The following is an 18,713-nucleotide window of genomic DNA, read 5'->3' as shown; positions in this document are numbered from 1 at the left end:
GTAAAAGGGTTCACTACACTGGCATGTTTAGCCAGGAAATTAGACGTTCTCAAATAAGTTAATCACGTATTGTTGGACATCATCAATTTTATTGACATCTGCTGGCGCTATAAAAATAGTATCATCACCGGCAATCGTCCCCAATACGCCATCTTTTTTGCCTAAGGAATCCAATAGGCGTGCGATGAGTTGTGCTGCGCCAGGGCTCGTTCTAATGACGACCATAACGTTGTTATGTGTCACATCTAACACCAGTTGTTTAAGCGGTGATTTGGCTGTCGGCATACCCAGCTCAGGAGGTAAACAGTACACCATTTCACCGAGGGCATTACGCGTTCTGACTGCACCAAATTTGGTGAGCATACGTGAGACCTTGGATTGACTGATATTTTCATAGCCTTGGTCTTTGAGTAGATTTACGATATCACCTTGGGAGCCACAGCTCTCTGCGATAAGAATTTCTTTGAACGCTTTGATTAACACTTCTTGTTTTGGTGTCGTCATTAGCAAACCTTTAATGTAGTTAGGATATATTATTATTTTTTATTATTGGACTATTTTGCATGAGGGCTTGAAAATTAGCAATTAATCTACATTTATATCCGACATTACAACTAATGTGTGATTGCCTGCCGATGTATCTTTCTATACGGTATGACACACAAAATTGATGATCCATTCCATTTTAGGAGAAAAACATGAAAGTAGCAGTATTAGGTGCAGCTGGCGGTATTGGTCAGGCTTTATCTTTATTATTAAAAACCCAATTACCAGCAGGTTCTGAGTTAGCATTATACGATGTGGCTCCAGTTGTTCCAGGTGTTGCTGTCGACCTAAGTCACATCCCAACAGCGGTAGACGTAAAAGGTTTTGGTGCGGATGATTTAGCTGCAGCGTTAACTGGCTGTGATATTGTACTGATCCCTGCGGGTGTTCCTCGTAAGCCAGGAATGGATCGTTCTGATTTGTTCAACATTAATGCGGGTATCGTAAAAAATCTAATCGAAGGCGTAGCGGATAACTGTCCTGAAGCTTGTGTAGGTATCATTACTAACCCAGTAAATACCACTGTTGCGATTGCTGCAGAAACGTTGAAAGCAAAAGGCGTTTACAACAAAAACAAATTGTTCGGTGTAACAACATTAGACGTTATCCGTGCCGAAGCATTCGTTGCTGAATTAAAAGGCTTAAATGTAGCTGAGACACACGTGCCAGTTATTGGTGGTCACTCTGGTACAACTATCTTGCCATTACTTTCACAAGTTGAAGGTGTAACTTTCTCTGACGAAGAAGTAGCAAGCTTAACCACACGTATCCAAAATGCGGGTACTGAAGTTGTTGAAGCTAAAGCCGGTGGCGGTTCTGCAACATTATCAATGGGTCAAGCTGCAGCACGTTTCTGCCTATCATTAGTTGAAGCAATGCAAGGTGGTGACGTTGTAGAATACACTTACGTTCAAGTAGACGGTTCAGAAGATGCAGCATTCTTCTCTCATCCAGTACGTTTAGGTAAAAACGGTGTTGAAGAAATCTTATCTTATGGCGAATTAAGCGCGTTTGAAACTCAAGCTAAAAACGATATGTTAGAAGGCTTACGTGGCGATATTCAACTTGGTGTTGATTTCGTAAACAAATAAGTTTAATTATTCGTAAAAAAACCGAAACATGTCAATGTTTCGGTTTTTTTGTATCTAGCCCCTGTACATTAACCAGTGTTACGCATGCCGATTGCGATGCCTGCAATGGTTACCATCATCGCTTTTTCGATGGACGCTGCATCCGCTCCTTCTGGAAGATTCCGGATCCGATCTAATAATTCAATTTGTAAATAATGCAACGGTTGTAAGTAGTCCGCGCGAATTTGCATGGAATTAAGACCTTGAGGATCGTCTTGCATGAGATCAGCCTTGTGTGTGATATCCAATAACAACTGACGACTGGTTTGTAGTTCATGACGCAAAGATTCTCCAAAGTGTAATAAATCTTCTGTAACCAAACGGTCATCATAGGCTTTAGCAATTTGTATGTCGGCTTTGGCAAATACCATATCCAGCATCGATAAACGAGATTGGAAAAATGGCCAGTTTGCTAACATATCATCAACGACAGCACTGTGTGTTTGGTAAGTCTTATTTACCGCTCGCATAACGCCTAACCATGCAGGCAATACCAGACGGGTTTGAGCCCAAGCAAAAATCCATGGAATCGCTCGTAAGCTTTCGACACCGCCGTTGGGGTTTCTTTTCGCTGGTCGAGAGCCTAAAGGTAACTTACCCAATTCTTGTTCTGGCGTGGCCAGTCTGAAATATGGGACAAAATCAGGATCGACGCGGACGATATGTCGATAATTATCACGACCCTGAGCAGCCATTTCGTCCATGACATCTCGCCAGGTTTGGTTAGGTGCCGGTGGCGGAGATAATTTAGCTTCTATAATGGCACTTGCATAAATACCAAGACTACGTTTGGCTAAACCAGGCATACCAAACTTATAGCGGATAGTTTCACCTTGCTCAGTGATTCTAAAGCCGCCGTCAAGTGATCCTGGTGGTTGAGATAAAATAGCTGAGTGAGCGGGTAAACCACCACGACCAATTGTGCCACCTCGGCCATGGAATAAGGTCAAGGACGTGTCATATTTAGCACAAATTTCGACTAAAGCTTCTTGGGCAGTATACTGGGCCCAACCAGCTGCCAAGGCACCGGCATCTTTCGCTGAATCTGAATAACCAATCATGACATGTTGGCCATCGGCTAAGCCATTGCGATAACTATCAATACTCAACAGCTGATTGATGACTACCGGTGAGTGATTCAAATCATCTAAGGTTTCAAATAATGGCGCTACAGACATTGGCCAGGTGACTTGTGACTGTTGCAATAATAATTGTACGGCCAAAACGTCTGATGCATAACTGGCCATAGAGATGATATAGATGCCAAACGCATCTTGGTCATTAGCAGCAATGGTACGACAGGTATCCAGTACTTCTTTGACGTCTGCAGAGGGTTGCCAGTCCGTTTGCCACGCATTAGGTAAAAGAGGGCGCTTGGAAGCCAATTCGTGAGTAAGAAATGCCACTTTTTCGTCTTCATTCCAGCTGTGATAATCGCCTAATGAGAGATATTCACAAATTTCTGCAAGCGCATCGGCGTGACGTCCTGAATCTTGGCGTATGTCTAATTTAAGTAGATAAATACCAAAACAGTGAGCTCGACGGATCGTATCCAATAGCGCACCTTTTGCTGTTTGCTCCATCCCACATTTTATTAAAGAACGGTAGCATTGCATTAATGGGGTTAAGAGCTCTGCTTGTGTTTTCACCCATTTAGAAGTGTCTGATACACGTCCATTGAGCAGATCATCAATACCATCTTTGGTGGCTCGCAGCTTTTTGACTAAAGGTTTCAAAATGGCACGATAAGGTTCTGCTACATCGCCGACTAAGTGTCTAATTTCATCATCACAACGGGTCATTGACAACTCAACCTGCAACGCACTGATGTCCTTAGAAAATAACTTGGCAGCGCGTCTGCGTGCCAAATGCAATACCGTTTGAGTGATTTCATGGGTAACGAAAGGATTACCGTCACGGTCTCCCCCCATCCAAGAACTGATTTGAATAGGTTGAGCATCAATCGGTAGTTGTATATTGTATTCTTCTTGGAGTTTCAGGTCCAAGTCACGCATAAAACCTGGGATAGCATCCCACAATGAATTTTCAATGACAGAAAACCCCCAAGTCGCCTCATCGACAGGAGATGGACGTTTGTTGCGGATCTCTTCGGTATGCCATGCTTGTGAAACCAAATCAGCAATACGCTCGGCTAATTGACGTTTTTGGGCTGAATCCAATGTTTCATTGTGTAATTTGCGTAAGCATTCAGCTAACGCGGTATGTTTGTGGATCAGTGTTCTACGTGTCACCTCAGTTGGGTGAGCCGTTAAAACCAAATCGATATCAAGCGAATTCACAGCTTCATAAATGGCTTCTGGTGATTGCTCAGCTTTTCGCAAATGTTCAAATAGAACTTCTACTGAATCATCCAAGTGCTTGGTGCTGTTGAACTCTTGCTCAGCAATGTTAGCAAGGTTGAGAAACTGAGCAAAGGAACGAGCAATGATTAATAGACCGTCATCGTCCATCTCTATAAAAGCATTTTGTAATGCCAAGTTAGCAGAGTCATCTCCACTGTGTCCTGCACGCCCTTGTAGACGTATGTCTTCAATTTTTTGTAACCACTGTGAACCTAGTTCATGTTCGATGGTTTGGCCTAATAACTGACCTAGATCACGAACCGTATGTTTGAGCTGCTCGTCTTGTTGTGCAGTATTTTGCATATAACTATATCCTTTTTTGCGATAATTTACTGTACTGAAAAATATATCCTATGTCTAAACCATTCGGTTCTAATTTATGCCCTCAAAAGAAATAAGGTTATGATATAATCGTTGTTTTTATGGTTCTGCATACGTAATTTGTAGGACAAATTTTACTTACTGCAGGAGATAACATGGCAGATTTAACGACTATCGAAGGTCAAGCAAGCTACGGCATTGGTTTTCAAATGGGACAACAACTCGCATCAAACCCTTTCGATGGTTTAGCAATTGACGGCGTTGTAAAAGGCTTACAAGATGCCTTCGGTGGCGCAGAAAGTGCAGTGGACAATGACACTTTAGGAGCGGCTTTCAGCGAGATCCACAAGCGTATGGAAGCAGAAAAAGCGGCACAGTTCGAAACGGTTATTGCTGAAGCAAATGCGTTTTTGGCTAAAAATGCGGAACGTCCAGAAGTGACAGTAACTGACTCTGGTTTACAGTACGAAGTTATTCATTCTGGTGAAGGTGAAAAGCCAACTGCACAATCTACTGTACGAGTTGATTATCACGGTACGTTATTAAACGGTGACGTTTTTGATTCTTCTTATGACCGAGGTCAACCAGCAGAATTCCCTGTAGGTGGTGTCATCAAAGGTTGGACAGAAGCACTTCAATTAATGAATGTGGGTGACAAGTGGCGTCTCACTATTCCACATGATCTTGCTTACGGTGAACAAGGTGCTGGTGGCGCAATTAAGCCATATTCAACATTGGTCTTTGATGTTGAATTACACGCCATCTTAGGCTAATAAATCGTATTGACTTACGTAGATTTTTACCATGAATTATCGATGTATGGGAATGTATTTCGATAAGCATAATATCCATGGTTAGTAGAAAATGGTTGGTTTGTTACTCTGTTAACAACCAGCCATTTTTTTGTTCTATTCTAAATGTTAATGCGTTCGCAAAAAGTTACTTTCCATATAAAAAAACCTGTAAAAACCAGCACTTCACGCGAAATCTTGTAAAACTTGCAGAGACAACACACCAAACTACTGATTTGACCAGTTAATTATATGCTCGGGTTACAATACAAGGAATTATGAAACAAATTGTGATTGACCAAGTGCTAACTTAAAAAGCCTGACAGACACGATGAATAACAAAAGGAAATCTAATGGTTATCAAACCAAAAGTACGTGGTTTTATTTGTACTAATGCACACCCAGTTGGCTGTGCTAAAAACGTTTCTGAACAAATTGAATATGTACAAAAACAAAACTTATCTTCTACTGACGCACCTAAAAATGTATTGGTGTTAGGTTGCTCTACGGGTTATGGCTTGGCATCTCGTATCACTGCTAGCTTCGGTTATGGTGCAAAAACGTTGGGTGTGTGTTTTGAAAAAGCACCTACAGAACGTAAAACGGGGACCGCGGGTTGGTATAATACTGCAGCCTTTCATGCCGAAGCCAAAGCTGCTGGTATTGAAGCACATACTTTAAATGGCGATGCTTTTTCTAACGATATGAAAGCGCAGGTGATTGCAAAGTTAAAGGAAACCATGGGTAAAGTCGATTTAGTCGTTTATTCCTTAGCATCTCCGCGTCGAACCGATCCAGTAACCGGAGAAGTTTATAAATCAACGTTGAAGCCAGTTGGTCAAGCTTACACGACCAAGACCTATGATACGGATAAAGACCTTATCCATGATGTGTCATTGGAGCCTGCTAGCCAAGAAGAGATTGATAATACCATCAAAGTGATGGGTGGTGAGGACTGGGAATTATGGATAAAAGCCCTGGCTGAAGCTGATTTACTCGCTGATGGTGCAAAAACGACTGCGTATACTTATATAGGCAAAAAGTTAACATGGCCAATTTATGGTGCAGCTACGATCGGTAAAGCTAAAGAAGACCTTGACCGTGCAGCAACAACTATTAATACGGATTTTTCAGCGTTAAACATTGACGCGCATGTTTCTTCATTAAAAGCGTTAGTCACACAAGCCAGCTCAGCTATTCCGGTGATGCCTTTGTATATTTCTTTAATTTATAAGGTCATGAAAGAAGAAGGTACACATGAGGGTTGTATTGAGCAGATCGTTGGGTTATTTGACGAATGCCTGTTAAATAATGACGCTGCCACAGATGAAACAAATCGTTTCCGAATGGATGGTAAAGAAACGAATGATGCAACACAGGCCAAAATTGAAGCATTATGGGGACAAGTGACCCAAGCTAACTTTCATGATTTAAGTGATTATGCCGGATACAATGCAGATTTCTTAAATTTATTCGGCTTTGGCTTTACGGGGGTTGATTACGAAGCTGATGTTGACCCAATGGCTGACTGGGTATAAAAGATAAATACCAGTTATTTTGGTTCTTTAGACCAAAGTGTTAAATGGGAATATACTTATTATAAACCGCCTAAATGGCGGTTTATTTGTTTATAAATCGGGCCTATAGATGGATATGGCAGAATTGCTGAACACTTTAAACAATTGATTGCACTAAAGCTAACAAGAAAGTGCCGATACAGGATGGATAAATAGACAAATTTACTTTATAATCCGCGGGTTTTTTATAATGACATTTGTGCGTGACTTGTTTCTACTTTGACCAGAAAGCCAAGTCCGGTATGGGTAACGAATGCCATTAGGTAAGTTCTGCTAGATGAGCGCTATAAAATAAACGCGCCAAAAATAATAAAAATATTCTAGATGTGATAACGCGATTACAGTTATCAAAAGAGCCGGGCATAGAATATCACCAGTCAAAAACTGCTGAAAATCATTGTTAAACTTGCACATGCATGAAAAAACAGAATTTTAACCAACAATTAGTCAAGTGATTTGGTTCACATGCCTACTGAGTGCTGTTTGTCTCAGATGATTTGCCTAATTGATATCTATACAGAGTAGTACAATTGCTTATGTTAAATAAAATAAAGAAAGGCTTAGACCTCCCAATTACCGGCGCTCCGGTACAGCAGATCAGTGATGGTCCCGCAGTATCAAAAGTAGCTGTTTTAGGTGAGGAATACGTGGGTATGCGTCCAACGATGCATGTTCAAGTGGGTGATGTTGTGAAGAAAGGCCAGGTTCTTTTTGTCGATAAAAAGAATCCAGGTGTTAAATTTACAGCGCCAGCTGCAGGTACCGTTTCAGCTGTTAACCGTGGTGCAAAACGCGTCTTACAATCCGTTGTAATTGACGTTCAAGGTACTGACGCGGAAACATTTGATACGTTTGCTGCTGATAAGTTAGCAGGGATTGCACGTGATAAAGTGGAAACCCAGCTAGTCGACTCAGGTTTGTGGACAGTGTTAAGAACACGTCCATTCAGTAAAGTACCCGCACTTGGTTCTACACCTAGTTCAATTTTCGTAAACGCGATGGACACCAATCCATTAGCTGCTAATCCAGAAGTGGTTTTAGCTGAACGTAAAGACGATTTCATCAATGGTTTGAATGTACTTACAACGTTAACCGAAGGTCAGGTATTCGTATCTAAAGCACCAGGCGCAAATGTTGATACGGGTTCAGCCAAGGTAACTACAGCGGAATTCGCTGGACCACATCCAGCGGGTCTTGTCGGTACACACATTCATACCTTGGATCCAGTCGGTCCTGGTAAGTATGTATGGCATGTTAATTACCAAGACGTTATTGCTATTGGTATCTTGTTCACTACAGGTGAACTAGATACAACACGCGTTGTTTCTTTAGCAGGACCAGCTGCAAAAAATCCACGTTTAGTAAGAACCGTAGTAGGTGCTTCTATTGATGAATTAACCGCTAACGAGTTAAACGGTGATTCTGTACGTGTTATCTCAGGTTCCGTATTGCACGGCACAAAAGCAGAAGGCCCTCACGCATTCTTAGGTCGCTATCACTTACAAGTTTCTCTAATCAAAGAAGACCGTGAGAAAAAATTATTCGGTTGGATTACGCCAGGTTCTGATAAGCACTCAGTAACACGTGCTTATTTAGGTCACCTAAATACCAAGCGTCTATTTGATATGACTTCCACAACTAATGGTTCCGACCGTTCAATGGTTCCAATTGGTAACTATGAGCGCATCATGCCATTGGACATCATTCCAACGTTACTTTTACGTGACATCATCTCTGGTGATACTGACGGTGCGCAAGCACTTGGTGCATTAGAGTTGGATGAAGAAGATTTGGCTCTATGTACTTATGTTTGCCCTGGCAAATATAGTTACGGTCCAATCTTGCGTGAATGTTTGACTAAAATTGAACTAGAGGGTTAAGTTATGGGTTTAAAAGCATTTATCGAGAAAGTCGAGCCGGATTTTGAACCGGGCGGTAAATATGAAAAGTTTTACGCTCTTTATGAAGCGGCCGCGACCATTTTCTATACTCCTGGTAAGGTAAACAAAGCTAACACTCACGTACGTGATAGCATTGACCTAAAACGTATCATGATCATGGTATGGATGGCGACATTCCCAGCGATGTTCTACGGTATGTACAACATCGGTGTACAAGCTAACGACGCTATCTTGTTGGGTGGTGGTACATTACCTGATATGTGGCAGGCTGCATTATTTACTGCCCTTGGCGGTCAAATTGGTGTTGCTGATGCTTCTGTGATGACGTTGTTCTTCTACGGAGCGTGTTTCTGGCTACCAATCTACGCGGTGACGTTTGCTGTAGGTGGTTTCTGGGAAGTATTATTCGCATCTGTGCGTAAACACGAAGTAAACGAAGGTTTCTTCGTTACATCAGTGTTATTCGCCTTGACCTTACCGGCAACTGTGCCGCTTTGGCAAGTCGCTTTAGGTATCACGTTTGGTGTAGTTATCGCTAAAGAAATCTTTGGTGGTACAGGCCGTAACTTCTTGAACCCAGCATTATCAGGTCGTGCATTCTTATACTTTGCTTACCCAGCACAAATGTCAGGTGACCAAATCTGGGTTGCTGCTGACGGTTATTCTGGTGCAACGTGGTTAAGCCAATCAGCTTTTGGTCAATTAGACTACAGCAACATGGATAAGTGGTTCCAAGCATTTATCGGTGCTATCCCTGGTTCAGCTGGTGAAGTTTCGACTTTAGCTATTCTAATCGGTGGCTTATTCATCATGTACTTACGTATCGCTAGCTGGCGCATCGTATTAGGTGGTATCTTAGGTGTGGTATTCCTATCTACTTTACTCAATATGATCGGTTCAGACGCTAACGCTATGTTTGCTATGCCTTGGTACTGGCACATGGTTATTGGCGGTATGGCGTTTGGTTTATTCTTCATGGCAACTGATCCAGTCTCAGCATCGTTTACCAACCAAGGTAAATGGGCGTATGGCTTCTTCATCGGTTTCATGACAGTCGTAGTTCGTGTGTTAAACCCTGCTTTCCCAGAAGGTATTATGTTAGCAATCTTATTCGCTAACTTATGGGCACCATTATTCGACTATTTCGTAGCGCAAAGTAATATTAAGCGGAGGGTTGCCCGTGTCGGCTAACAAAGAAACTTTAGGTAAAACGGTTGGTGTTGTTCTAGCAGTATGTCTAGTCTGTTCCATCGTAGTATCTAGTGCAGCGGTAGGGCTGCGCGCATTGCAACAAACCAATGCGTCATTAGATAAGAAAACAAATATCTTAACAGCGGCAGGTTTAGCAGGTGAAGCTAAGTCTAAAGCAGACATCGAAGCATTATATGCAAAACGTGTAAGTGAGAAGTTTGTTGATTTAGATACAGGGAACTATGTTGAAAACCCTGCAGCAGATTCAGGTAAAGCGTTTGACATGTATGGTAAACGCGCCAAAGATCCTGCTACAAGTATAAAAGTTGAAGGTAACGTTGGTTTCTCTAGCCGTTCTAAAATTGCTAATGTTTATCACATTAAAAATGAAAGCGGTGCTGTAGAACGTGTAATTTTGCCTATCCACGGTAGCGGTTTATGGGATTTAATGTACGGCTTTTTAGCTATCGATTCTGATGGCAATACAATCCGTGAATTAGTTTATTATGCACACAAAGAAACTCCGGGACTGGGTGGCGAAATCCAAAATCCAGCTTGGCAAGCCATGTGGAATGGTAAGCAAATCTTTAAAGACGGTGAAGTACAAATTGAAGTTAAAAAAGCAGCGGGTACTAATAATCCATACGCTGTTGACGCTCTTTCAGGTGCGACTCTAACTTCAAATGGTGTACAAAATACATTGACGTACTGGATGGGTGAGAACGGTTTTGGCCCTTACCTTAAAAACCAATCTTGGAATGAGGGCTAATCATGGCTGATGTTAAAGAAATGAAGAAGGCTCTGTTTGGGCCAATCTTAGACAGTAACCCGATTGCATTACACGTACTTGGTATTTGTTCTGCACTAGCGATTACCACTAAACTAGAAACTGCGTTGGTTATGTCTTTGGCATTAACGACCGTTGTAGCATTTTCTAACTTGTTTATTTCGTTAATTCGCAACCACATACCATCTAGTGTGCGTATCATTATTCAAATGACTATCATCGCTTCATTGGTAATTGTTGTTGACCAAATTTTGAAAGCTTATTCTTATGAGATTTCAAAGCAGCTTTCGGTATTCGTTGGTTTGATTATCACTAACTGTATCGTAATGGGTCGTGCCGAAGCATACGCGATGAAGTCACCACCCGCTATGAGCTTTTTAGATGGTATCGGCAATGGTTTAGGTTATTCCTTCATCCTAATTGTTATTGGTACAATTAAAGAGTTATTTGGTTTCGGTACCATTTTGGGTTATGAAATTTTACCATTAATCACTAATGGTGGTTGGTATCAGGCGAATGGCTTACTTATCCTACCATTTAGCTCTTTCTTCTTAATTGGCGGCATGATTTGGTTTATCCGTACTATTCGCCCTGAGCAAGTTGAACCTAAGGAATAAACATGGAACATTATTTAGCTTTATTAGTGCGCTCTATATTTGTAGAGAATATGGCACTTTCATTATTCTTAGGTATGTGTACTTTCTTGGCCGTATCTAAAAAAGTTTCAACTGCAATGGGCTTAGGTGTCGCAGTTATCGTAGTATTAGGTATCTCTGTACCAGTGAACCAATTAATCTACGTTAACATTCTAGCGCCAGGTGCGTTAGCTTGGGCAGGTTTCCCAGATGCTGATTTAAGCTTCTTGAGCTTCTTAACGTTTATCGGTGTAATCGCTGCGTTAGTTCAGATTCTTGAAATGAGTTTAGATAAGTTTTTCCCAGCGTTATACAATGCACTAGGGATTTTCTTACCGCTTATCACAGTAAACTGTGCGATTTTTGGTGGTGTAGCGTTCGCGGTACAACGTGAATATACGGTCGCAGAGAGTGTTGTTTATGGTGTAGGTAGTGGCGCTGGTTGGGCACTAGCTATCATCTTGTTAGCAGCAGTACGTGAAAAATTAAAGTATGCGGATATGCCAGAAGGTGTCCGTGGTTTAGGTTCAGTATTTATGATTACTGGTCTAATGGCTTTAGGTTTCCAATCATTTACAGGTATTGCGGTATAAGCCGCCTCAGGAGTTTATTATGAATAGTGAGGTTATGTTAGGTGTAGGAATGTTCATCGTGATCGTTCTTGCTCTAGTATTCATCATCATGTTTGCCAAGTCGAAATTGGTACCTGAGGGTGACGTACAGATTTTAGTGAACGGTGATCCAGAAAAAGCCATCACAACTTCGCCAGGTGGTAAGTTGTTAGGTGCTTTAGCTGATTCTGGTATTTTCGTTTCTTCAGCGTGTGGTGGCGGTGGCTCTTGTGGTCAATGTCGCGTTGATATCAAATCAGGTGGTGGTGAAATTTTACCAACTGAGTTGGATCATATTACTAAGCGTGAAGCGAAAGACGGTTGTCGTTTAGCATGTCAAGTTGCGATTAAGCAAGACATGGATATTGAATTACCAGAAGAAATTTTTGGTGTTAAAAAGTGGGAATGCTCTGTTATTTCTAACAATAACGAGGCGACTTTCATCAAGGAATTAAAACTAGCTATTCCTGATGGTGAGTCTGTACCATTCCGTGCTGGTGGTTATATTCAAATCGAGGCGCCACCTCACCATGTTAAATACAAAGATTTTGATGTACCAGAAGAGTATCGTCCAGATTGGAATCATTTCGGTTTCTTTGATGTAGAGTCAAAAGTAGACGAAGAAACAATCCGTGCTTATTCAATGGCTAACTACCCAGAAGAAGAAGGTATTATTATGTTGAACGTGCGTATTGCTACGCCGCCACCTAATAACCTTAGTTTGCCAGCTGGTAAGATGTCTTCTTTCATCTGGAGCCTCAAAGAAGGTGATAAAGTCACTATCTCTGGTCCGTTTGGTGAATTCTTCGCTAAAGATACTGATGCAGAAATGGTCTTTGTTGGTGGTGGTGCTGGTATGGCACCAATGCGTTCACACATCTTTGACCAATTACGTCGTATCAAAACAAACCGTAAGATGACGTTCTGGTATGGTGCTCGTTCCAAGCGCGAAATGTTCTATGTAGAAGATTTTGATATGCTTGCAAAAGAAAACGAAAACTTTGATTGGTATGTTGCATTATCTGATCCACAGCCAGAAGATAACTGGGAAGGTGATACAGGGTTTATCCACAATGTCTTATTGGAAAACTACTTGAAAGATCACCCAGCCCCAGAAGACTGTGAGTTCTACATGTGTGGTCCACCTATGATGAATGCTGCAGTTATCAACATGTTAAAAGATTTAGGTGTTGAAGACGAAAACATCATGCTTGATGATTTCGGTGGCTAATTCATTGCTGTAATTAGATGTTAAAATACCAGCCTTGTGCTGGTATTTTTTTTACAATGGACTATTTACTGGTGGCTATATTCTAGCAATACAGCTGTATTGTTCATTCATTTTGTGTCGTTTGTAGCACGTTCATTTATTTATACGAAAATAGTCTATTTCAACACTTCTAGGCTAGTCGCTAGACACCTAAAAAGCTAGAATAAGTGTTGTTAGAGTGTATCTGGAATTTATAATGCAAAAACTTATTGTCGTATCTTTTTTATTGTTTTTGGTTGGCTGTCAACCTGCTGTACAAACAGTAGAGCCAGAAACTTACCTTTCAGGTAAAACTATGGGGACGACATACAATGTAAAGTTTGTGACGGATCCAAATATTGATAGCGTCGAATTACATAACGAAATTGAGCAAAAACTTATCTCTGTCAATCAGCTCATGTCGACTTATATTCCAGATTCAGAGTTATCCGTTATTAATCAATCACCTGCTAACACGCCGGTACAGATTAGTGCTGAAACTCGATTAGTGTTAGATGAAGCATTGCGTTTGGGTGAGTTAACCGATGGTGCACTTAATGTCACCTTAGGACCGTTAGTCAATCTGTGGGGTTTTGGGCCAGAAAAACGTCCAGAAGTCATTCCAAGTGATGCAGAAATAGCGTTAGCCATGCAATCTGTTGGTTTAGAGCATATTGTCCTTCAGGGGCAACAAATCAGTAAAAAGATAGATGATTTGTATATTGACCTTTCGCCAATAGCTAAAGGGTATGGTGTTGATGCTTTAGCGGAACTACTTGAGTCTTATGGAATTACTGATTATTTGGTAGAAATTGGTGGAGAGATGCGTTTATCCGGCATTAAGTCAACTGGCCAAGAGTGGCGTGTAGCTATCGAAAAGCCCCTTTCTACGCAACGTGCCATCCAACGTATTATTGCTATAGGTGACAATGCTATTGCGACCTCTGGTGATTATAGAAATTATTACGAGGAAGATGGCATCCGCTACTCACATCTGATTGATCCTAAAACAGGGTATCCTATTCAACATAACTTGGTCTCTGTAACTGTTATCCATCCTTCTTCTATGACTGCAGATGGTATGGCTACAGCCTTAAGTATTGTTGGCACACAGGCGGCAATGGAAATCGCAGAGCGTGATAATATTGCTGTTCTGTTGGTTTCTAAAGAGGGTGAAGAGTTTGTTGAGTATCAGTCTCCAGCATTTGCTACAATAGTAAAAGTCATCAAGTAATTTATTGGATATAGTATGAGTACGTTTATTTTAGCGTTTATATTTTTTGTGGCTATGGTGCTAGCCATGGCAGTTGGTTATATTTTACAACGTAAAACTATTGCTGGAAGTTGTGGTGGTTTAGGTGCGCTGGGTATAGCAAAAGCATGTGATTGTCCTGAGCCATGTGATCGTAAAAAAGAACGTATGGCGAGAGAAGAAGCGCGCCAGAAAAAAATAGCAGAATGGGAAAAAGATAAAATCATTTAACTGCGGTTGATGTCTGTGTCTTATTCGCGCAAGCTCATACATATTGATATGGACTGTTTTTATGCTGCTGTCGAAATGCGCGATAATCCAGCCCTTAGAGACATTCCTATCGCTATAGGTGGGAGTTCTGACCGCCGCGGCGTTATCGCTACTTGTAACTATCCTGCACGTGCTTTCGGTGTGCGTTCTGCTATGGCTACTGCTCATGCCTTGCGTTTGTGTCCTGACCTAACCCTCGTCAAAGGTCGGATGGACGTTTATAAAGAAGTTTCCGATCAGATCCGCGAAATTTTTTCTCGCTATACCCCGATTATCGAACCTTTATCTTGGGATGAAGCATTTCTTGATGTGACCTCTTGTCCATTATTTGGCGGTTCAGCAACGTTGATAGCGCAAGATATTCGCCGCGTGATTGAAGCTGAAACTGGGCTAACTGCATCAGCAGGTGTGGCACCGATCAAGTTCGTTGCTAAAGTCGCTTCAGACGAAAACAAACCGAACGGCATATGTGTAGTTGCCCCTGATGATGTCGACAAATTTGTTGCTGAATTACCATTAAAGAAAATACCAGGTGTGGGCAAAGTCACATTAGAAAAGCTACATACCTTGGGTTTGTTTACCTGCGCCGATATTAGAGAGTTTCCATTTGCCCGTTTGCACAAAACATTGGGTAAATTTGGTGCTTTGTTGTGGAATCGTTGTCACGGGATTGATGATCGGTCATTACAAGTGGAACGTCAGCGCAAGTCAGTAGGTGTTGAACGTACATTATCAGAAGATATTTACTCCCGTGATGAAGTGGTCGAGGTAATCGATTATTTGCTACCCAAGTTGGTCGCCCGCATCGCTAATGCGCACGCCGATAAACGAATTAAATCCCAAGGCATAAAATTAAAATTCAATGATTTTCAGCAGACCACGATTGAGCATACTCGTAGTGAGTTTCATGCTGGGTATTTTAACGACTTACTGTCTGAAATTTTATTGCGGCGCAAAGAGCGAGGAATACGCCTAGTAGGGCTTCATGTAGGGCTAAAAGATGAAACGGATATTGAGCAATTAACACTGCCTTTGGATGGTGCTTAATGATTTATTACCTAAATCATAATTGCTCTGGTATTGTGTACGAGTACTTTTGACTTTTTGGCTACAGACCTTTGGTTTATAGCAACGTAATTAACTGGCGTCCCAGGCCTTATTTTTTTCAAGGAACACAATGTTACCCATCAACACACATTTACCAAGTGCTTCTCAACTCGTTTATGGCTGTATGGGGTTGGGTGGAGGCTGGAACGATACCGCAGTAGGCGTTCAGGACGTGATGCAGACGCAGGAGATTGTTGAACTGTGTCTAGAGCTCGGTATTACGGTTTTTGACCATGCAGATATTTATACCTTCGGTAAAGCAGAACAGGCCTTTGGACAAGTGCTTTCGCAACAGCCGAGCCTGCGTGAACACATGATTTTGCAATCAAAATGTGCCATTCGCTTTGCCGATGATCTTGGTCCTAAACGCTATGATTTTTCTGGACAATATCTCACCGAATCTGTTGATGGTATTCTCCAAAGATTGTCTGTAGCACAGCTAGATATTTTGATCTTACATCGCCCAGATCCATTAATGGATATTCGTGAGGTAGCAAGCACAATTGAATTATTGCAGCAACAAGGCAAGATCAAGCATGTGGGTGTATCCAACATGAGTGTTGGGCAAATAGCTTTATTACAATCGGCACTAAATACTCCTTTGGTGTGTAATCAGATAGAGATGAGTTTGGGGCACCACCCCATGATTGAAAGCAATATCACAGCAAATAACGCTGGTATCCAGGGGCAAAATGATTTTTCTGGTTTGTTAGAATACGCACAGTTGTACAACATCCAATTACAAGCATGGGGAAGTTTAGCGCAAGGACGTTTCTCAAAAAGCCTGAGCGCTCTAGCTGAGGGCTCTGTAGCAACTGACGCCCGCATTGCTAAATTGGTGCATAGCTTGGCCGATAAGTATGCCACTAGCGCAACAGCAATAGTGTTAGCTTTTTTACTCAGATTACCTCAAGGGATTCAGCCCGTAATTGGTACAACGCAGCCACAACGAATAAAAGAATGTGTTTCAGCACAATCTTTTACATTAAGTCATGCTGATTGGTTTGCATTGTTAGTAGCGGTCAGAGGTGAGGAATTACCTTAAAAAAACATGCTGTTTTTAACAAGCTTTTCACAAAGGTGTTACTTCAAATTCAAGAGTTTTCTGTAAAAGTAAAAATCGTCTAATCACTTAGTATTAATCGGGGTATTATGGCTTGAGAATGGCTATAGGCTCGGTTAGTCTGAGGGTGCGCATATCTAATCATGATGTTCCTTGAGAACCGAAAATAACAATAATAAAGCATGATAGATCTAATAATTTACCCAAACCTTGTACCTACAAACTCCAGGAGTACCCTACATGTCTATCGCCCAAGACTTGGCCACCTACGGTATCGTTGCTGCAACCGATATCGTATATAACCCATCTTATGAACAATTATTTACTGAAACTACACGTCCTGAATTATCAGGTTATGAAAAAGGTGTAGTCACCGAATGTGGTGCGGTTGCTGTTAATACAGGCCAGTTTACTGGGCGATCTCCAAAGGACAAGTATATTGTCAAAGATGCACTGACTGAAAATTCAGTATGGTGGTCTGATCAAGGTAAAAATGATAATAAAGCCATCTCTCAAGACGTATGGACTGAACTCAAAACTTTGGTAACTACTCAGTTATCTAATAAACGTTTATTTGTGGTTGATACTTTTTGTGGTGCCAACGAAGATACCCGATTAAAAGTGCGATTTGTGACGGAAGTCGCTTGGCAAGCACACTTTGTCAAAAATATGTTTATCCGCCCTTCTGCAGCCGAATTAGCTGATTATGAACCTGATTTTGTGGTGATGAATGGTGCTAAAACTACCAATCCAAATTGGCAAGAGCAAGGTTTGAATTCTGAGAATTTTGTCGCTTTCAACTTGACTGAAAAAATTCAATTGATTGGTGGAACTTGGTACGGTGGTGAGATGAAGAAAGGTATGTTCTCTATGATGAACTATTTCTTACCATTACAAGATATTGCTGCTATGCATTGTTCTGCCAATGTTGGCAAAGAGGGTGATGTTGCTATATTTTTCGGTTTATCTGGTACAGGAAAAACGACCTTATCGACAGATCCCAAACGTGAACTCATTGGTGATGATGAACATGGTTGGGACGATAACGGAATCTTCAACTTTGAAGGTGGTTGTTATGCTAAGACAATCAAGCTAAGCAAAGAAAATGAACCAGATATATATAACGCTATTCGTCGTGATGCTCTGTTAGAAAATGTGACAGTAATAGCAGGTGGTGAAGTGGATTATGATGATGGTTCAGTGACTGAAAATACGCGTGTATCGTATCCAATCCACCATATTGATAATATCGTTAAGCCTATCTCTCGTGCAGGCCATGCGAATAAGGTTATTTTCTTAACCGCTGATGCATTTGGTGTCTTACCTGCTGTATCAAAGTTAACACCTGAGCAGGCTCAGTACTACTTCTTGTCAGGTTTCACTGCAAAAGTGGCTGGTACGGAGCGTGGTATTACCGAACCAACACCAACATTTTCTAGTTGTTTTGGTGCGGCTTTCTTATCACTACATCCGACAAAATATGCAGAAGTGTTAGAGAAGCGAATGCAATCAGTTGGTGCACAAGCATATTTAGTCAATACAGGATGGAACGGAACTGGTGAGCGTATTTCTATAAAAGCCACGCGGGCTATTATTGATGCAATTTTAGATGGTTCGATTGATGAAGCACAAACACTGACGATTCCAACTTTTAATTTGGAAGTACCAGTGGCTTTAAATGAATTAAATAAAGATATTTTAGATCCACGTGAGAGTTATTCTGATACCTCTCAATGGACCGAAAAAGCAGAAAACCTTGCCGGTCTATTTGTCGAAAATTTTGCAAAATTCACAGATACTGAAAATGGCGCAGCATTAGTTGCCGCGGGACCTAAGTTATAATACACAAGATAATATAACTTCAGGTCATCAACTGAGACTCAACCTGGCACTTTCATATAGCGCTTAGAGTCTCAGTT

General features: G+C 41.4%; 16 protein-coding genes. 14 read left to right on the top strand and 2 right to left on the bottom strand.

The features are described 5' to 3' along the window. Positions 1–39 precede the first annotated feature (39 nt). A complete protein-coding gene (gene argR / locus NLF92_RS09700; RefSeq protein WP_254101293.1) occupies positions 40–504 on the bottom strand; it encodes a transcriptional regulator ArgR in 465 nt (154 codons plus the stop codon). 194 nt (positions 505–698) lie between these two features. On the opposite strand from argR, the gene mdh reads away from it, so the two are divergent. Continuing rightward, positions 699–1,637, top strand: a complete 939-nt coding sequence (gene mdh, locus NLF92_RS09695) for a malate dehydrogenase (RefSeq protein ID WP_254101291.1) — start codon at positions 699–701, stop codon at positions 1,635–1,637. 68 nt (positions 1,638–1,705) lie between these two features. On the opposite strand, the gene ppc is transcribed toward mdh, so the two are convergent. Next, positions 1,706–4,342: a phosphoenolpyruvate carboxylase gene (gene ppc / locus NLF92_RS09690; protein ID WP_254101289.1), complete on the bottom strand. Its 2,637-nt coding sequence runs from the start codon at positions 4,340–4,342 to the stop codon at positions 1,706–1,708. A 173-nt stretch (positions 4,343–4,515) separates the two neighbouring features. Between ppc and bamJ the strand changes: the two genes are divergently transcribed. The 13 genes from bamJ to pckA all read left to right on the top strand — a co-directional run bounded on the left by bamJ (position 4,516) and on the right by pckA (position 18,636). After that, entirely contained in the window at positions 4,516–5,133 is a 618-nt protein-coding gene (gene bamJ / locus NLF92_RS09685) for a BamJ family beta-barrel-assembly machinery protein (protein ID WP_254101287.1), read from the top strand. Between the two features lie 371 nt (positions 5,134–5,504). Next, positions 5,505–6,689: an enoyl-ACP reductase FabV gene (fabV, locus tag NLF92_RS09680; protein ID WP_254101285.1), complete on the top strand. Its 1,185-nt coding sequence runs from the start codon at positions 5,505–5,507 to the stop codon at positions 6,687–6,689. Positions 6,690–7,264: 575 nt separating this feature from the next. Then, complete coding sequence (locus tag NLF92_RS09675; RefSeq protein WP_254101283.1) at positions 7,265–8,608, top strand: Na(+)-translocating NADH-quinone reductase subunit A; 1,344 nt, start codon at positions 7,265–7,267, stop codon at positions 8,606–8,608. Positions 8,609–8,611: 3 nt separating this feature from the next. After that, the gene (locus NLF92_RS09670; RefSeq protein ID WP_254101281.1) at positions 8,612–9,820 is read left to right on the top strand and encodes an NADH:ubiquinone reductase (Na(+)-transporting) subunit B; all 1,209 of its coding nucleotides are present in this window, start codon (positions 8,612–8,614) and stop codon (positions 9,818–9,820) included. Beyond that, positions 9,810–10,589, top strand: a complete 780-nt coding sequence (locus tag NLF92_RS09665; RefSeq protein ID WP_254101279.1) for a Na(+)-translocating NADH-quinone reductase subunit C — start codon at positions 9,810–9,812, stop codon at positions 10,587–10,589. Before NLF92_RS09670 ends, NLF92_RS09665 begins: the two co-directional genes overlap by 11 nt. A gap of 2 nt (positions 10,590–10,591) precedes the next feature. Further along, positions 10,592–11,224, top strand: coding sequence for an NADH:ubiquinone reductase (Na(+)-transporting) subunit D (locus tag NLF92_RS09660; RefSeq protein WP_254101277.1), 633 nt, complete (start codon positions 10,592–10,594; stop codon positions 11,222–11,224). 2 nt (positions 11,225–11,226) lie between these two features. After that, positions 11,227–11,835 (top strand): NADH:ubiquinone reductase (Na(+)-transporting) subunit E, encoded by a 609-nt coding sequence (gene nqrE, locus NLF92_RS09655; protein ID WP_254101275.1) that lies wholly within the window; start codon positions 11,227–11,229, stop codon positions 11,833–11,835. 19 nt (positions 11,836–11,854) lie between these two features. Continuing rightward, positions 11,855–13,084 (top strand): NADH:ubiquinone reductase (Na(+)-transporting) subunit F, encoded by a 1,230-nt coding sequence (gene nqrF / locus NLF92_RS09650; RefSeq protein WP_254101273.1) that lies wholly within the window; start codon positions 11,855–11,857, stop codon positions 13,082–13,084. Between the two features lie 235 nt (positions 13,085–13,319). Continuing rightward, positions 13,320–14,336 (top strand): FAD:protein FMN transferase, encoded by a 1,017-nt coding sequence (locus NLF92_RS09645; protein ID WP_254101271.1) that lies wholly within the window; start codon positions 13,320–13,322, stop codon positions 14,334–14,336. A 15-nt stretch (positions 14,337–14,351) separates the two neighbouring features. Next, the gene (gene nqrM / locus NLF92_RS09640; RefSeq protein ID WP_254101269.1) at positions 14,352–14,585 is read left to right on the top strand and encodes a (Na+)-NQR maturation NqrM; all 234 of its coding nucleotides are present in this window, start codon (positions 14,352–14,354) and stop codon (positions 14,583–14,585) included. A gap of 9 nt (positions 14,586–14,594) precedes the next feature. Continuing rightward, positions 14,595–15,671: a DNA polymerase IV gene (dinB, locus tag NLF92_RS09635; RefSeq protein ID WP_254101267.1), complete on the top strand. Its 1,077-nt coding sequence runs from the start codon at positions 14,595–14,597 to the stop codon at positions 15,669–15,671. A 130-nt stretch (positions 15,672–15,801) separates the two neighbouring features. Continuing rightward, on the top strand, positions 15,802–16,776 hold the full coding sequence (locus tag NLF92_RS09630) for an aldo/keto reductase (protein ID WP_254101265.1): 975 nt from the start codon (positions 15,802–15,804) through the stop codon (positions 16,774–16,776). Positions 16,777–17,034: 258 nt separating this feature from the next. Further along, positions 17,035–18,636, top strand: coding sequence for a phosphoenolpyruvate carboxykinase (ATP) (gene pckA, locus NLF92_RS09625; protein ID WP_254101263.1), 1,602 nt, complete (start codon positions 17,035–17,037; stop codon positions 18,634–18,636). The last annotated feature ends 77 nt before the right edge of the window (positions 18,637–18,713 follow it).

It is taken from the genome of Opacimonas viscosa, from assembly GCF_024199005.1.
Classification (GTDB): domain Bacteria; phylum Pseudomonadota; class Gammaproteobacteria; order Enterobacterales; family Alteromonadaceae; genus Opacimonas; species Opacimonas viscosa.
This window is presented reverse-complemented; position numbering and strand designations above follow the sequence as displayed.

What these genes read in the sequence shown, in the direction of transcription:
- argR (WP_254101293.1), bottom strand. Translation starts at nt 504, where the DNA reads ATGACGACACCAAAACAAGAAGTGTTAATCAAAGCGTTCAAAGAAATT.
- mdh (WP_254101291.1), top strand. Translation starts at nt 699, where the DNA reads ATGAAAGTAGCAGTATTAGGTGCAGCTGGCGGTATTGGTCAGGCTTTA.
- ppc (WP_254101289.1), bottom strand. Translation starts at nt 4,342, where the DNA reads ATGCAAAATACTGCACAACAAGACGAGCAGCTCAAACATACGGTTCGT.
- bamJ (WP_254101287.1), top strand. Translation starts at nt 4,516, where the DNA reads ATGGCAGATTTAACGACTATCGAAGGTCAAGCAAGCTACGGCATTGGT.
- fabV (WP_254101285.1), top strand. Translation starts at nt 5,505, where the DNA reads ATGGTTATCAAACCAAAAGTACGTGGTTTTATTTGTACTAATGCACAC.
- NLF92_RS09675 (WP_254101283.1), top strand. Translation starts at nt 7,265, where the DNA reads ATGTTAAATAAAATAAAGAAAGGCTTAGACCTCCCAATTACCGGCGCT.
- NLF92_RS09670 (WP_254101281.1), top strand. Translation starts at nt 8,612, where the DNA reads ATGGGTTTAAAAGCATTTATCGAGAAAGTCGAGCCGGATTTTGAACCG.
- NLF92_RS09660 (WP_254101277.1), top strand. Translation starts at nt 10,592, where the DNA reads ATGGCTGATGTTAAAGAAATGAAGAAGGCTCTGTTTGGGCCAATCTTA.
- nqrE (WP_254101275.1), top strand. Translation starts at nt 11,227, where the DNA reads ATGGAACATTATTTAGCTTTATTAGTGCGCTCTATATTTGTAGAGAAT.
- nqrF (WP_254101273.1), top strand. Translation starts at nt 11,855, where the DNA reads ATGAATAGTGAGGTTATGTTAGGTGTAGGAATGTTCATCGTGATCGTT.
- NLF92_RS09645 (WP_254101271.1), top strand. Translation starts at nt 13,320, where the DNA reads ATGCAAAAACTTATTGTCGTATCTTTTTTATTGTTTTTGGTTGGCTGT.
- nqrM (WP_254101269.1), top strand. Translation starts at nt 14,352, where the DNA reads ATGAGTACGTTTATTTTAGCGTTTATATTTTTTGTGGCTATGGTGCTA.
- dinB (WP_254101267.1), top strand. Translation starts at nt 14,595, where the DNA reads ATGTCTGTGTCTTATTCGCGCAAGCTCATACATATTGATATGGACTGT.
- NLF92_RS09630 (WP_254101265.1), top strand. Translation starts at nt 15,802, where the DNA reads ATGTTACCCATCAACACACATTTACCAAGTGCTTCTCAACTCGTTTAT.
- pckA (WP_254101263.1), top strand. Translation starts at nt 17,035, where the DNA reads ATGTCTATCGCCCAAGACTTGGCCACCTACGGTATCGTTGCTGCAACC.